Origin of the sequence: Paraburkholderia sp. EG304 (assembly GCF_046543485.1) — a bacterium.
In the GTDB taxonomy this organism is placed as follows: domain Bacteria; phylum Pseudomonadota; class Gammaproteobacteria; order Burkholderiales; family Burkholderiaceae; genus Paraburkholderia; species Paraburkholderia youngii.
Genome location: NZ_JBKGUA010000009.1, coordinates 46,742 through 62,139 on the forward strand (window position 1 = coordinate 46,742; position 15,398 = coordinate 62,139).

Below are 15,398 nucleotides of genomic sequence, written 5' to 3' on the forward strand. Positions count from 1 at the left end.
AGTTTTACCTTGTAATAAATAAAACGTGCCAATAGACTAACTTTGTTTTCCAATCATGCGCCGGTTGCCCGGCCGAATTGCCTGGTATTGCAGGCGTTTGGCACTCGCATCAGCCCGATATGGCGGCAAAGCGAGTGCCGGATTCGTTGGGGGACAGGAAGCCGGCGCACCACAAGCGCGGCGCAATGGGTAGTGTCAGCAGCGGGCTCCGCCGCAGGAAGCGGAGTTCACACCTCGGGGTGAAAAGTGGCAGATATCCAAAGCGCAGCAATGGCCGACCACGCTGGAGAGAGCGCATTGCCCGACCTGTGGCAACGCCGCACCTGCCTGAGCCACGACGAAATGGCGTCGATCTATACGATCGTGCGCCGCGCGTTGACCGGCTACCATCCTTCGGAATTGCAGGCGCTGGGCGAGGACAAGGAGGAACTGATCTCGCAGTTCCTCTATTTCAAGGTGTTCCGCCTCGATACCGCGCCTACCGCCTCGCCCACCTTCCCGCTGCATAGCGCGCCCTCGAACAGCCATGCCGTGTGCGCCTATTTCCGCCGCTACCTGATCGACTGTCTGCGTAGCGCGAGCCATCAGCGCAACGTGTCGCTCGATGAAGACGACGTGATGCTCGAGATCGACCGGCAAACCGCCTTTCACCCCGATCCGATCGGCTCGGTCCTGCTGCAATACGGTCTGCACGAAGCCGAAGTCCGCGAATCCGCGTCGGATTTCATCGCTTCGCTCGACGAAGCGAACCGCATGCTGCTCGCCGGCAGTCTCGGCTGGCTGTCGAACGAGAAAGGCGGTCTGTCGCAGGTCGCCGCGCGTTACGGCATCGCGTCGTATCACTACCGGGCGCGCAAGCTCGGCGTCACGCTGAAAAAAGGCTCGATACCCGCCGACTTCGCCCGCACGGAAATCGGCCAATGGATCGAGCACAGCCTCGGCATCGACATCGCGCCCGGCAATCGCATCGTCATCCTGCTGGTTCTGGGCATCCTGTCCGCGCAGTCGCACGCACAGGAATGAGGTCGACCGACCACGAGCACATGAGAGGTCAACGGTGCAACTCGCCACCGCAAGCCTGACCGACCGGGGCGACCGCCCGCGCAATGAAGATTCGTTCGGCGACTGGTCGAGCGAGCGGCTCTACTATTGCGTCGTCGCCGACGGCGCCGGCGGACATGGCGGCGGCGACACCGCCGCGCGCCTCGTCGTCGATTCGGTGCTGGCGGATTTGCGCTATCTGACCGTGGCCGAATTGCCGCCGACCGGCGAACGGCTGATCGGCTCGCTCACGCATGCCAACGAGAACATCCTCGAAGAACAGTTGCGCGGCAAGGACAGTGAAAAAGACATGCGTTCGACGGCCGTGGTGCTCGCCATCGATCGCGAATGCGCGACGGCCGCATGGGCCCATTGTGGCGACACCCGCCTGTACTGCTTCCGCCACGGCGAAATCAGCGCGCGCACGCGCGACCACAGCATGGTTCAGCAGATGGTCGACGCGCAGTTGCTCACCGAGGAGGAGATGCGCCATCACCCGCGCCGCAACGTGCTGTATGCGGCGCTGGGCACCCGCGACGCGCTTTCCATTGCGGGCATCGACGGCACCTTCGCGCTGCGCGACGGCGACGCTTTCCTGATCTGCACGGACGGTCTGTGGGAGTACGCCGACGACGCCGGCATCGCCGATGCGCTAGCCCATGCGGCGACACCCGGCGACTGGCTCGACGCACTCGCGCAGCAGGTGCGCGCGAACGCCAGCACGAATCACGACAACTTCACGGCGCTCGCGGTGTGGGTCGGTGACGATGGGGAAGCGACACAGTTGATGCCAGGCCCGGCACAACCGTGACGCAGCGGATCAGCATCGCAACGGGGCTCGCATCATGCCGATCTCGATCATCATTCCCTGTCTGCAGATGGCGGCAACGCTTGGCCGCGCGCTCGAAAGCTGCCTGATTCAGCCGGAGGCCGCGCAAATCATCGTCGTCGACGATGGCTCGACCGATGCTTCGATCGACGTCGCGCAGCATTACGGCCGCCTCGACGCGCGCGTGCAGATGCTGCGCATGCACGTGAGCGGCGGCGTCGCGGCCGCGCGCAACTGGGCCGCGATGCACGCGAGCGAGGATCTGCTCGCTTTCATCGACGCTGACGACGAATACCTGCCCGGCGCGCTGGCTGCGGCGAGTGGCTATCTGCAGCGCTGTCCCGAGGAAGCATCGGTGCGGCTCGATGTCGACTATGCGGGCTTTCCGCGCGCGATCGTCGAGCATCCCGATTTCGAAAAATACGCTGCAATCCTGAGCAACACCGTGCCGAGCAGTCTGGTGATCCGGCGGGCGGTGTATCGCGCGCTGGGCGGGTTTCCGCTCGACGCGTTCTTTCGCCGCGTCGGTGGCGAAGACGGCGCGTTTTCGTGGGCATTGAGCCGGCTGTTCGGCAACCGGCGGCTGATCGACGCGAAGCGGGTGCGCCAGCATTACCACCCGGAAATCCACGCGGAGCGATTCTTCCGTATTCACCTCGGCATGGAGCAGCCCGTCCACGAGGACGTCGTCGAAGCATGGCGGCTCTCGCAGCGGTTCGTCGCGAGCGCCGAGGCCGCCATCGCGCAACTGCGCGCGCTGCATTCGCCCGAAGGCGCGCCGCCGCCGGTTCCGTCCGCTTCGCCTCGCTCCCGCTAGAAGTCGCCGCAACCGTGCTGGGCGTTCGTCAGCATGCAGCTGTTCAGGTTCGGCTGCGAGCGCACCCGTTTCCATTCGACCGCGAGGATGTCCTGATTCTCGCCCGGCGGCGTCGTGCTGAAGAGTGGCTGGTTAGAGCCGATGCAGATGTTGGTGCCCTGCAGATTGTTTTCGTAGACGAACGTCTGCTCCTGGCTGCTGAAAAACGTCTGCAGCCCGCTTTGCGCGACCGGATTGGGAATCGGGCCCTGAGGGTTCGAGTTCTGGAACGGAATCACCGTCAGCGTGCCCGGCACTTCGTTGACGATATAGCCAACGCTGGACGTGAAGTTGGGGTCGATCGGATAACCGCCCGCCGGTGACGTCAGAGTGGCCGTGGTCGTCTCCGAGCCGCTCAACGTGCCCGCGGCAGTGTCGCCATTGATCAGGCCGCTCGTCGTATAGGTGAACGCCGGGTTAGGCGCACCGACGAAGCGCGTCGCGCCATCCGCGGTGACCGTGACCGTCGGCCGTGCGGCATAGACGAAATGATTGCCGGTAGCGGGCACCGTGCCGCCCCAACTACAGCCCGAGCCAAACAGGCAGCCGTAAAAATTCGGCTGCGCGGTGTTCGGCTGCACGCTGCCGCGTGTTTCGCCGGTCCAGGTGCTGGCCCAGACTCGCCATGCGTTGCCGGCGCCAAGTGTGCCGGAGTTCGCATCGACGAAAACGCCGTTCTCCATCACCAGATCGATCGAGCCGCCCGCGCTCAGATTCGTGCTCGGCGCCGTCGCGGACGGCGTGGCCGCGCCCAGCCCGATATTGCCGGTCGTGGCGGTCGCGACGAGGTTGCCGGTCAGCGTGGAGTTCGTCACGCTCATCGGGTTCAGCTGGCTCGCGGCGGTGTCGAACGTCCGGCTCGTCAGCGGGCCGATCACGAAACCATGCGAGTTCGAGAAGTCGACGTTGCCCGCATTGGCCATCGCCAGCACGCCGACGTCGTTTTGCGGATCGGTCAGCGTGAAGCTACCGGGGCCGGCAAGGATCAGCCCGGCGGTCTGGATGCCGCCGGGGTCCGTGACGGGACCGGCGGACAACAACATCAAGGTCTGGCCCGGGGTCGAGATGCCGAAGCTCAGCGCGATCCCTTGACTGCCCGGGCCCGGGTTCGACAGCGTCAGATTGTTCGCGAAGGACGGCCGCGTCGGCACGCAAGGCGAGCCGGCCGATACGCACTGCCCGCTTACCGTGATGCGTCCGGTCTGGGTGCTGGACCCCAGCACGATGTTCGGGATCGATGCGAAGCTCGAGAAAGTCGGGGCGTCGATGCTGAGGCCGCCGCCCGTGCCGAGCAGCGTGATCGGCGTCGCGTTCTGCGCGGTGATCGCGAAGCTCGACGGGTCCACCGACGCCGGCATGATCGACAGCACGCCGCCCGACGACGTCAGCGTCGCCTGCGTGATCGCGAGGCTGCTCGCGGTGCCGTCGTTGAATGCGCGCAATACGATCGAACCGGGACTCGTGGTCGAGATCGTCACGTTGTCGGTCGCGGCATTGGCGACCGCAGTCGTTATGCCGCCGGTGACGCCGGTGGTCGGATTGAGCAGCCCGAACTCGCTCTGCTCGACCTCCGGGACGGCCAGGCCGATCGCGACGCCCGGATCGGACGTGGTAGTCGAACCGGCGATGCCGATCGTCGTGTTACGCGTGCCGGTCGCGCCGATCGTGCCATTGGCGATCAGCACGCCGAAGTCGTTCTGCAGGTTCGGACTGCTGCCGGCCGGGCCGCTCACCGTGCCGCGAATATCGATCGCCCCGCCGTTGGTCGACGTGATCGTCGTGCCGTCGGTGATCAGCACGCCCTGCACGAACGGACCGGTGCCGCTGCCGAACAGGCTCACCGTGCCCGTTCCGGTCGTCACCGATACGGGGGCCGTCTGGACGCATTCCACGCATGGCGTGTTCTCAAACATCAGTCCGATCACCGAGTCGCCGTTCACCGCGGCGCCGACGCTTTGTCCGGTGAACTTGATGTTGCCGCTCGTCGACTGGACCGACGACCCATGCATGTCGAGGCCGATACTGACGTTCATGTTCGACGACACGCTGCCGGCGGCGGAAATGTCGCCACTGCCGGTGCTCAGCGTGGCGCCCGAAAAAAAGACGCCGTCCGCGAAGGTGCCGCCGGTGGCTGTGCCGTTGACATTGCCCGTCACGCCGATCGAGCCGGTCGTGTTGGAGATCGTGGTGTTCTGAATCTCGACGCCGAAGCCCCCTTGCGCGCTTTGCGCGACGCTCCCGTTGACCGAGATCGCGCCGCCCGAACTGCTGAGCCCAGGTTGCGGCGTGGCACTCCCGCCCACCGTGGCGCCGCCGCTCAGGAACACGCCCGTTGCGCCGCTGCCAGAGGCACTGCCGTTCACGCTCAATGCCCCGCTCGTCGTGCTGGCGGAAGTGCTGGATAGAAACACTCCGATGCCTTGATCCTCGATATTCGAACTGCCGGCACCGCTGATGGTGAGCGCGCCGCTGCCGGTTCGAATCGTGTTGTTACCTTGCGCGAAGACGCCGTCGTTGCCTCCGCCGCCGGCGGTCGCCCTGCCGGTGATACGCAGCGCGCCGCTCGTCGTCGACAGCGCGCTGGCGTCTTCGATCGCCGCGCCGTTGGCGTTCGCGCCCAGCGCGACGCCCGACAGCGAGAACAGGCCGGCCTGCGTGGAAATGGTCGACGCGTCGATGAAGACGCCCGACGACGACGTGACCAGATAGCCAATCGCCACGCCATTGATCGGGAACGTGCCGGTCACCGTCAGATCGCCGCCCGCCGTGTCGATGTTCGAGTTCTGGATCAGGATCGGGCTCGCGCCGCCGCTGCCCAACGTCACGCTGCCGCCGTTGGTCCTCACGGTGACGCCCTGGAACGAGACCAGGCTGAGCGGGCTCGTGCCGCCCACGTTCGCATCGAATACGAGGCTGAGCGGCCCGGCACTCGACGTGATGGTGTTGTTGACCAGCACCGATCCCGTCGCGCTCAGCTTCAGCGTGGCGGGAAGCGTGCCGGTCGTGAGGCTGAGCGGCGCGTCGACGACGATGTCGCCCGCGCCCAGGTTGGGATCGGTCCCTGTCAGTACCGTCACCGACGTGCCAAGGCTCAGCGGGCCGGTAAGCGCCGTGTTCAGGATGAACGTGCTGCCGGTGATCGGCCCGAACGTCATCGTGTTCGAATCGGCCGCGGTTTGCGTTTGGACCGGCGCGGCGGTGACATCCGGTATCTGCGTCACGATGTCGACCTCGAACGGGTCGAGCAGCCACCGGCCGCCCTGGCCTTTCGGCGCCGATGCATCGACGCTCATGCCGGTCGTATCGAGCGTGTGGCCGGACGTTTCGATCAAGCCGCCGTTGCCGCCCCGCGGACCGCCGTTCGCGGTCAACGTGCCGTAAATGCGGCTGGCCGTTTCGCTGTAAGCGACGACGTTGCCGCCATTGCCGTCGACGAGCGCATCCGCATGGATGCTGGCGGTGGGCGACATCCAGATCGCATCGGCATTGCGGATGGTGGGGTCCGCGCCCGCCGGGCCGCCGCCGAAGTGCACGGTGCCGCCGCCCGCGGCGCCGCTCGCATCGATGTACGCCCCGGGCAGCAGCGCCACGTCGTAGCCGGTCACGTCGATCCTGCCGCCGGTTTGCCCTGCGCCGTCGCTGGCGTCGAGCGTACCGCCCACCTGGGTCACGCCATTCGTGCCGCCGTCGAGCAGTATGTGGCCGTTATGCTCGCTGAGGCCTTGTGCGCGCACGATGCCTTGCTGGTTGATGACCGTGCCGGCCAGCGCATCGGCCGTCTGTGCGCTCATCACGACGGTGCCGCCGTCGGCGGCCACTGTGCCGGTATTGCCGATCAGCGCGTGCGCCGCGCCCTGGTTGATCTTCAGCGTGGTCAACCCGTCGCCGGCGAAGTCGACGGTGATGTCGTTGCCCGCGCCCAGCGCGACGGTGCCCAGTTTCGCGCTGACCGTGCCGCTATTGCTGACCGTGCCGCCGAGCAACGCGATGGTGCCGCCCTCGGCCGCCGTCAGCGAACCGGCATTGCTGAGCGGCGCCGCGGACGCGCCGACGAAATGGTAGTTGCCGGCAAGAAAGTCGGCATTCGAGATATTGAGCGTCGAAGCGACCATCGATCCCACGTTCACCGAGGACCCTGGCGCAAAGATCACCCCCGCCGGATTGACGAGAAACACCTTGCCGTTGGCCTGCAAGCGTCCGGCGATCACGCTGGGGTCGTTGCCCGTCACGCGGTTGAGCAGCGCGGAGGAAGCCGACGGCTGCGCGATGCGGACCGCTTCGCCGCTGCCGATCGAAAACGTGTTCCAGTTGACGATCGCATTGGACGAGCCCTGCGTGATGTGCATCTGGCCAGCGGCCGGCGAGTTGATGCTGACCGTGCCGGCCACCACCTGGCCGCCGGTCGGATTCGCGAGCACGAGCGGCATATACGATGCCGCGAACAACGCGGCGACCGCGCCGGCGATCGTGCTCGCATGCGCGGGTCGCACATTGCATGGCTTGTTCATCACACACCTCGGCACAGATTGCTGCTTGTCGTTGCGTTGCGTTGCGTTGCGTTTGGTCGCGTCTGGCTGCGTTTGGCTGCCTGCTAGAACGTCTTGGTCAGTTGCACATAAAAGCGCGGCAACCTGTCGTTGCCGGTCGTATCGGGCCCGGTCGTGCGCCATGCGACCGTGCCCTGTAGCGAAAAACCGCCCGGCGCGGCCCAGAACGCGCCGAGACCCACGCCACTGCGCGTGATCACGTTCGACTCCTGGCCCGGGCGCGACGTCGCGTTGTACCAGCCCGTACCGAAGTCGAAGAACGTGAACACGGTGGCCCGCGCATCGATCGCAAAGCGCCCTTCGAGGGTCGCGACGAAACCCTCGTCGACCAGTGCCTCGGACGGCGAATAAGCGCGCACCGCGTGCGGTCCGCCGAGCAGGAAGCGCGACGAACTGTCGAGCGTGGTTCCGGCCCACTGGCCGGACACGCCTGCGAATACGCTGAGCCGCTCGGTGATCGCGTTCAGGCGGTTCGCGAAGAACGTCGCGCGCACTTCGGTGCCTTGCGTGTCGCGCCCGAGCGGCGACGCATCGAGTGCCTCGGCCTGCGCGTTGCGAAAATGCAGACTGCCGATCAACAGTTCGACATCCGCGCTGTTGAAGCCGCCGCCGAACAGCGCGTCGCGGCTTTCGTAGCTGAGGCCGACACTGCCCTCAACGAGCGATCTGGGATTGTGTTGATCGACGACGCCGATGTTGTCGATCAGGTCGCGATATTCCAGATTCACCCGCGCCAACAGGCTCTGATTGCGTGTGCGCACGAGTGGATGCGTGAGCGTGAAGTCCACCACGGTCGCCTCGCCCTGCGCGTCGAGCGACGCGAATTCCTTGCCGAGCACATAGTTGAGCCGCGACACCGCGACCCCGACGCGCGTGCCTTGCGCATTGATCGGCGCTTCGTAGCCGATGCGCCCGTAGAGCGTGTCGCCGCGTTCGCTGCCGAGCAGCCGCAGGTCGAGGTTGTCGCCGATCATGAACGGCGAATTCAGGCGCGCGAGCGCGCCGAGCCGCCAGGTACCGCTCGACTCCGCGCCGAAGTTGTCGACATCGAGCGCAAAGGTCCAGCGTTTGGCCGGCGCGACGTTGACGGTCAGATCGACCGTGCCCGGCTCCTCGCCCGCTTCGATCGCCGAGGAAACCTGAATACCCGGCAGATCGGACAGCAGCAGCATGGTCCGTTCGAGTTCGTGCTGCTGCAGCGGCTTGCCCAGCGGAATCTGCGCGACCCGCGCGCGCAACAGGTCTTCGCGGATCGGCGTGCCAGCCGCGACGTCGAGCCGCACGTGGCCGACGCGTCCTTCGAGCACGCTCATTTCGACGTTGCCGGACGTGACGTCCTGCGGCGGGATCACCACCTGGGCGAGCAGATAGCCGTGATCGCGATAGACCTGCGTGATGCGCGCGGCAATTTCTTCGAGCCCGGCGAAACTGGTTTGCTTGCCGAGCTTGTCTTGCACGGGCGCGAGCAGTGCATCGCTGGCGATCGTGTCGTTGCCCTTCAGCGTGATGCTCTTCAGCAGGAAGGTCTGGCCGGGCGCCGTCACGGGTGCCGCCGGCGGCGGCACGGCGGGCAGCGCCTGATTGCCGCCCGGCGGCGCGGGCCGGGTCTCGCGCGGCGCCGTCTGGTTCAGGATGCTGCCCGCGTTCGGCAATGTCTGGCCCCACGCGAGCGCACTGCTGCAGGACACCGCCGCGGCGATCAGTCGGAGTCTTCTCATCGGTCTAGGGTTGGTTGGGTTCATCCCTGTTGCTGACGCGCGATGGTCAAACGCCAGCCACCCATCAGATCGAATGGCGCCCAGAAGAACGGATGCGCGAAGCGCGGCGTGTGCAGAACCGCCAGTTGCGCGGTGCGCATCGCGTCGATCGCCTCATGGCCTTGCGCGAGTTGCGCGTAGAAGGTGCGCATCGTCAGCGCGCTCGATTCGTCGGCGACCGGCCACATCGACACGATCAGGCTGGTTGCGCCGGCATAGAAGAACGCCCGCGTGAAGCCGAGAATCTCGTCGCCGCGCGCGATCCGGCCGAGCCCGGTCTCGCAGGCCGACAGCGTGACGAGCGACACGTCGTTGAGCTTCAGGTTGTAGATGTCTTTCGCGAGCAGCGAGTCCGGGCCGTCGGCGGGCTGCGTCGCGGGCGCGAGCAGGATGCTCGAGTGCAGCGGATCGATGGTGTCGGCGTGCGCGTGCGTCGCCACGTGCAGCACGCGTCCGGCGGGCGCGTTGTCGCGAAAGCTCAGGCGCGTGGCATCGCTATGCAGGAACACTTCGTTGCGCGCGAACAGCGGCGCAATGCCCTGCACTTCCGCTTCGGCGCCCGGCAGCGCATAAGCAGGCGTGATGGTCGGATTGCCGAATGCGACCAGATCGCTCGCGATCTTCCGCTGGCGCTGCGCGAGTTGCACCGCGACGCTCGCCGAGGGTACGAGCGCGATCGCATGGCGTTCGATCAGAAAGCCGTCGGCATCGTGCAGAGCCTGAAAAGGCAGATAGTGCAGCGCGCCGTGCGGCACGACGATCAGCCGCTCGTTCGGGCGCAGGCCGAGCGGCGCGATCAGCAACGCGTCGAGCTTGTCGCCGTAGGTCAGCGCGGCCGGCCGCCGGCGCACGATCGCATTGCGCAGGTCGGTCACGGCGGCATCCATGTCCGCGCGCGCAATTGGCAACGTGTGGCCGGTCAGGCCATCGGCACGCACCACCCAGACGATCAGCTCCTTGTCGAGACTGTGAAACTCCACGATCGCCTCGTTGGGCTCGAGCGCATTGCGCGTCGCGGCGAGGCTCGGCACCTGCCCGTTCAGTTGACGGTCGTCGACGCCGGTATCGACGCGATTGCGCACCACGTCGAGCAGCGCGCGCGCCCGGCTGCGTTCGGATAGATCCCAGGCAATCGCGTAGTCGCCGGTTTCGACCGTCAGCGCGATCGCCTGTTCGAAGACCGTTTGCGTGTCGCCGAACAGCGCCGTCTTGAACTCGTCGCTGCGAAACCGCGCGCGGATTTTCTCGGAGTCGTCGACGGCGAGCAGGTAGGCTTCGCGCGCATTCGCCTTGTCACCGAGCGCGAGGTCGGCGCGGCCGATGCCTTCGTGAGCCCACAGACGGTCGTAGTTGGCGTCGCTGGAATTGCCGCTTTCGCTCAACAGCGTTTCGAACGCGTGTTTCGCCTCCTCGGGCTTGCCTTCGGCCAGCAGCAGATTGCCTTCGATGCGCCGGTAGGCGGGTGCTAGCTCCGCGGTGGCCGGGGCGCCGACCGCGTCGAAGGTTTGGCGCGCGCCGAGCGTATCGCCCCGGGCAAGCTGCGCGTTGATGATCGACATCAGCACCAGCGGCTTGTAGCGCGGCGACGCGGTCGTCAGCGCGTCTTCGTAGGCGGCCAGCGCCTGCTGCGGCTTGCCCCGGCGCAACGCGACATCGCCAAGCACCTTGTTGGCCGGCGCAAAGACCTGCTCGGGCGCCTTCGGTGTGGAAGCTAGCGCATCGCGGGCATAGCGCTCGGCGTTGTCGAGGTCGCCGGCATAGCTGTAGGCGATCGCGAGGTCGCGTTTGGACAGGGCCGCCAGATCCTCATTGTTGGTCTGCCCGGCCACCACCAGCGCGCGCGCCGCGGCATCGACGCTGTCGCGGAAGTCGCCGCGCTCGGCGGCCGCGACGGACATGCTGCAATAGTCGTAGGCAGGGAGTTTGACGCGGTCACGCGACAACAGCAGACGCCCTTCGGACGTCAACGTGTTGATCGTTTCGGCGTCGCGTTCGCGTTCGTCGGCCTGACGAAAGGCGAACGACTCGGGCGCGAGGGCCACGCCGCTCGCGGGCCGCGCCGCGGCGGCGGACGGGCCGGCGGCCAGCGAATTGCCCGCCGCGCCCAGCAGTATCGAGCCAATCACGAGCGCGCCCGTGATCCACGCGGCATCGAGCCGGGGGACCCATGCGACGAGCGCACGCCGCGAATCGCGTTGCACGACGCTGTGTGCCATCCCGCTCGATAGGCCTTGGCGCTCGTTCACTTTAACTTCCTGCAAGAAGGCAAAAGGAAGCGGCTGGGATGGAATGCGCGTACAACCCGCAAGCTGCACGCAGCGGTTGACTAACACCGTATAGACGAATTCGGCCCGCCGATTTTGAAACTGGCGGCCGCACGCGGACCAACGCCCGCGCGCGCGGGCCGGCCCGATTTCAAAAAATGGCTCGCTCGCTCGTCTTAAGGATGGACGCGCCTGCGCGTGAGGGTGGCGCTCGCATGTGCCGGGCTCAGCCGTCGTACCCTCCAGGGAGCCAAAGCCGATGAGCAGCCCCGACGACAAAACCGTGATCGTGCAACAGGCGTCCGGACCGGACGGCCAGCAGAACCCCGCCGATGCGGCGGGCGCCGATCGTACAGTCGTCCTCCGCCCCGCCGCGCAGGGTTCGAACGCGCAACATGCGCTGCCCGCCGGCACCCGGCTCGGCGAGTTCGAGATCGTCGATCTGATTGGCGAAGGCGGCTTCGGCATCGTCTATCTCGCCTACGATACCCAGCTAGGACGTCACGTCGCGCTGAAGGAATACATTCCCGCCGCGCTCGCCACGCGCGTCGGCGCGGCCGAAGTATCGGTCCGCTCGGAACGTCATGAAGACACTTTCCGCGCCGGCCTGAAAAGCTTCATCAACGAAGCGCGGCTGCTCGCCCGCTTCGATCATCATTCGCTCGTCAAGGTGTACCGGTTCTGGGAGGCCAACGGCACCGCGTACATGGTGATGCCGTATTACGAGGGCGTGACGCTGCGCGACGGCTTGCGCCGCATGAGCGCCCCACCCGATGAAGCCTGGCTGCGCGCGCTGCTTGCGCCGCTGCTCGAAGCGCTGGCGGTGTTGCATGCGGCGCAGTGCTATCACCGCGACATCGCGCCGGACAACATCATGCTGCTCAAGGGCAGCGGCCGCCCCGTGCTGCTGGACTTCGGCGCGGCGCGGCGCGTGATCGGCGACATGACCCAGGCCTTGACCGTGATCCTGAAGCCGGGCTATGCGCCGGTCGAGCAATATGCCGAAGTGGCGGCGTTGAAACAGGGGCCGTGGACCGATGTGTACGCACTCGCCGCGGTCGTCTATTTCGCGATTCAGGGCAAGACACCGCCGCCTTCCGTCGGCAGGCTGATGAGCGACACGTATGTGCCGCTCGCCACTGCCGCGGCCGGCCGGTATAGCGAACGGTTCCTGCGCGCGATCGATCATGCGCTCGCGGTGCGCCCCGAAGATCGCCCGCAAAGCGTCCAGGCGCTGGCAGACGAACTGGGAATTGCCATCGATACGCGGGATGACGCGGATGCGGCGATCGAACCCAACACGCGCGTTTCGGTCGAGACAGCGAGTACCGCTGCGCCGCGAACGGCGCCAGCCGCCACTGTCGAGGCGAAGCGCGATGAGCCAGCCGCGGCGGCCGTTCCTGCACCAGCCGGTAGTCAACGGAAGCGCACGGGCTTAATCGCGGCAGGTGCTCTTTGCGTCGTGGCCCTCGCGGGGATCGGTACGTGGTTTGCGATGCGTACACCACCGGCCGCGAGCCCGGCTGTCACTGCAAGCACGAATGCGCACGACACGGCTTCGCCGAAGCCGGCCGAGACTCCAGCGCAGACGTCTGGCAATGCCGCTCCAAATCCGGCAGCCGTTGCTGCTGTTGCCCCCGCTGCGCCGGCTGCTCCTGCTTCGCCTGCCACGATTACCGCGCCCGCCACACCACCCGAACAAGCCGACAATCTCGCACCCTTCACCCCCGCCAGCGAACTGGAGCGAATCGTGACGCTGGCCGATCCGTCGATTCAGGTTACCGCCACCCCGGGCAGAACGTCCGCCACGATCGGCAAGGACTATCTGCAGTTCAAACTCGACAGCAACCGTGCGGGCTACGTGTATGTGTTCATGGTCGATCCGGACGGTCAGTACCTGATGTTGTTTCCGAACGGACTCGATCGCAACAACCGGATCGCCGGCGGTCAGACGCTGTCGTTGCCGCGCGCCAGTTGGCCGATGCTGGCGGGCAACCCGCCGGGTCCCAATCACTTCCTGACGCTGGTGTCGACGACGCCGCGCGATTTTTCCGACGGCGGACTGAAGTCCGCGGCGCCGTTCCAGTCGTTCCCCGCTGATGCCCAGCAGCAGGCGGCCGCGCGCCGCGGCCCGCATTATTCGCCGTTCGCGGGCAAGCCGCGTTGCCCGGCAGGCACCGCGGATTGCGCCGGCGCGTTCGGCGCCGCCACGTTCACCATCGATGCCGTCAAGCCGCGCGGCTAGCGCGCCCGACGTTTGCGATGGTTCGCAAGGAGGCCGCATGCAAAGGGCTCAGCTTCTCCTGCTTGCGCTGACAGCCACGCTCGCGGCTTGCGCGGGCAACACGCCCGCGACCAGCGTGATCCTGGGGGACGCGAGCCATGCAGGGGCATCGCCGGTCGAGCAGGTTGCGCCAACGGCGCAGGCATCGCGAACCGCGCCGCCAACCGTACCAGCTGCTACGCCCGCTCCCGCAACGACACAAGCGACGGCACCGGGCACCTCCACCGGCTCCGATAACCCGCGACCGAGGACCGAGTCGAGCGGCGGCTTCGCGACGCGCCACGCCTACTACGAGCCGACCGCTTTCGCCGATCTCCCCGGCTGGGATACGGACGACGTCACCGCGTCGTGGGAAGCGTTTCGCCGCAGTTGCACCGTGCTCGGCGCGCGCAGCGGCTGGTCGGAGCCGTGCAATGCTGCGCGAGCTGTGGACGTTGGCAACGTCGCGGCGATCCGGCGTTTCTTCGAAACGTATTTCAACGCGTACCAGATCCGCAATCCCGACCGTTCGCTCGACGGCACGATGACCGGCTACTACGAGCCGCTGCTCAACGGCAGCCAGCAGTACGGCGGCGCCTACCTTTATCCGGTCTACGGCACGCCGGCCGACATGCTCTACCTCGATGCGCGGCGCTTGCCGGACCGCGCGCGCGGCGGCGTGAGCGCGGCGCGCATCGATGGACGTAACGTGATCCCGCTCAGCGATGCAACGACTGGCGACCTCAAGGGCGTCTACGCGCTGGACCTGCGCGATAGCGTGCCGGATATCCGCGACAAGAAGATCCGCCTGCGGCTCGACGGCGGGCGCATCGTGCCGTACTACACCCGCGCCGAGATCGAGCGCGGCGCACTGAAGGCGCCGATCCTCGCGTATGTCGACGACCCGGTGATGCTGTACTCGATGCAGCTGCAAGGTGCGGGCAAGGTCCGCATGAGCGACGGCTCGATTCGCCGCTTCGCCTATGCGGAACAGAACGGCCGACCGTTCCTGCCGCCGCTCGCGCGCAACGGCAACGCGACGGCCGGCGCGCGCAAGCTCGTCGTGCGTGGCATGGAGATGGAGGTCGACGTCAGCGACGACCGCGCGGCCGCCGCGAGCAACAACGGCAACGCAACGGCTGCCGACGGCGACGACGAACCGACCTCACCGTTGCTGCGCGGTTTCACACTGGCGACGACCACGCCAGCGAATGCAGGCGCGATCAGGCCGGCGGTCTCGGGCTCCACTGGCGGGCACGCTGCCGGCAATGCGGCTGGAGCCGGAACCAATGCACAAACGTCGAATGCGCCGAAACCTCACCCTGTGTTCGCGATTTCCGATCCGAGCTATGTGTTCTTTCGTGCGATTCCCGATTCGCCGAACGGTCCGCTGGGCGCGCTGGGCGTGCCGCTGTCGGCGGGCCGCTCGGTGGCCGTCGATCCGCGCACCACGCCGCTCGGCGCGCCGGTATTCGTGTCCACGCGTGACGATCCTCAGGCACCCGGTGCGATCAACCGCCTGATGCTCGCGCAGGACTCGGGCGGCGCGATTCAGGGCGCCGTCAGAGCGGACTATTTCTACGGCTTCGGTCAAACCGCGCAGACCCAGGCGAGCCACACCAAAGAGCGGCTGCGCATGTGGGTGCTGCTGCCCAAAGGCTTGCGCATCGCCGCGCAGCAGACATCGTTGAAAACGCGCGGCGGTGCGCCTGCCGCATCCGATGCGGATTGTCTGGTCAGCGATCCGGTCCTGTGTGTGGACGATGCGCCGTAGGCATCCTCGACGGTGCGCGCGGCGCTAGGACTCCCTCCAGATCTTCAGGATCTTTACACCATTTTTA

8 protein-coding genes are annotated in these 15,398 nt (G+C 66.6%); 5 read left to right on the forward strand and 3 right to left on the reverse strand.

What is annotated here, in order from left to right; all coding sequences use genetic code 11:
* Positions 1-246 precede the first annotated feature (246 nt).
* Genes ACLFKU_RS13245 through ACLFKU_RS13255 form a run of 3 tightly spaced genes read left to right on the forward strand, consistent with a single transcriptional unit; the run spans position 247 to position 2,687 of the window.
* On the forward strand, positions 247-1,023 hold the full coding sequence (locus ACLFKU_RS13245; protein WP_410842505.1) for a hypothetical protein: 777 nt from the start codon (positions 247-249) through the stop codon (positions 1,021-1,023).
* Between the two features lie 34 nt (positions 1,024-1,057).
* Entirely contained in the window at positions 1,058-1,852 is a 795-nt protein-coding gene (locus tag ACLFKU_RS13250) for a PP2C family protein-serine/threonine phosphatase (protein WP_368581713.1), read from the forward strand.
* Between the two features lie 31 nt (positions 1,853-1,883).
* The gene (locus ACLFKU_RS13255; RefSeq protein ID WP_410849496.1) at positions 1,884-2,687 is read left to right on the forward strand and encodes a glycosyltransferase family 2 protein; all 804 of its coding nucleotides are present in this window, start codon (positions 1,884-1,886) and stop codon (positions 2,685-2,687) included.
* Here ACLFKU_RS13255 and ACLFKU_RS13260 read toward each other — a convergent pair.
* From ACLFKU_RS13260 to ACLFKU_RS13270, 3 genes are all read right to left on the reverse strand, one after another.
* Positions 2,684-7,234: a beta strand repeat-containing protein gene (locus ACLFKU_RS13260; protein WP_410849388.1), complete on the reverse strand. Its 4,551-nt coding sequence runs from the start codon at positions 7,232-7,234 to the stop codon at positions 2,684-2,686. The two genes, ACLFKU_RS13255 and ACLFKU_RS13260, sit on opposite strands and share 4 nt — an antisense overlap.
* Positions 7,235-7,317: 83 nt before the next feature.
* Positions 7,318-8,991: a ShlB/FhaC/HecB family hemolysin secretion/activation protein gene (locus tag ACLFKU_RS13265; protein WP_410849389.1), complete on the reverse strand. Its 1,674-nt coding sequence runs from the start codon at positions 8,989-8,991 to the stop codon at positions 7,318-7,320.
* A 20-nt stretch (positions 8,992-9,011) separates the two neighbouring features.
* Positions 9,012-11,276 carry a CHAT domain-containing protein gene (locus ACLFKU_RS13270; protein ID WP_410849390.1) on the reverse strand — a complete coding sequence of 755 codons (2,265 nt, stop codon included), beginning with the start codon at positions 11,274-11,276 and terminating at the stop codon, positions 9,012-9,014.
* Positions 11,277-11,553: 277 nt separating this feature from the next.
* On the opposite strand from ACLFKU_RS13270, the gene ACLFKU_RS13275 reads away from it, so the two are divergent.
* Positions 11,554-13,539, forward strand: coding sequence for a protein kinase domain-containing protein (locus tag ACLFKU_RS13275; protein ID WP_410849391.1), 1,986 nt, complete (start codon positions 11,554-11,556; stop codon positions 13,537-13,539).
* Between the two features lie 37 nt (positions 13,540-13,576).
* Positions 13,577-15,331: a murein transglycosylase A gene (locus ACLFKU_RS13280; RefSeq protein WP_410849392.1), complete on the forward strand. Its 1,755-nt coding sequence runs from the start codon at positions 13,577-13,579 to the stop codon at positions 15,329-15,331.
* The last annotated feature ends 67 nt before the right edge of the window (positions 15,332-15,398 follow it).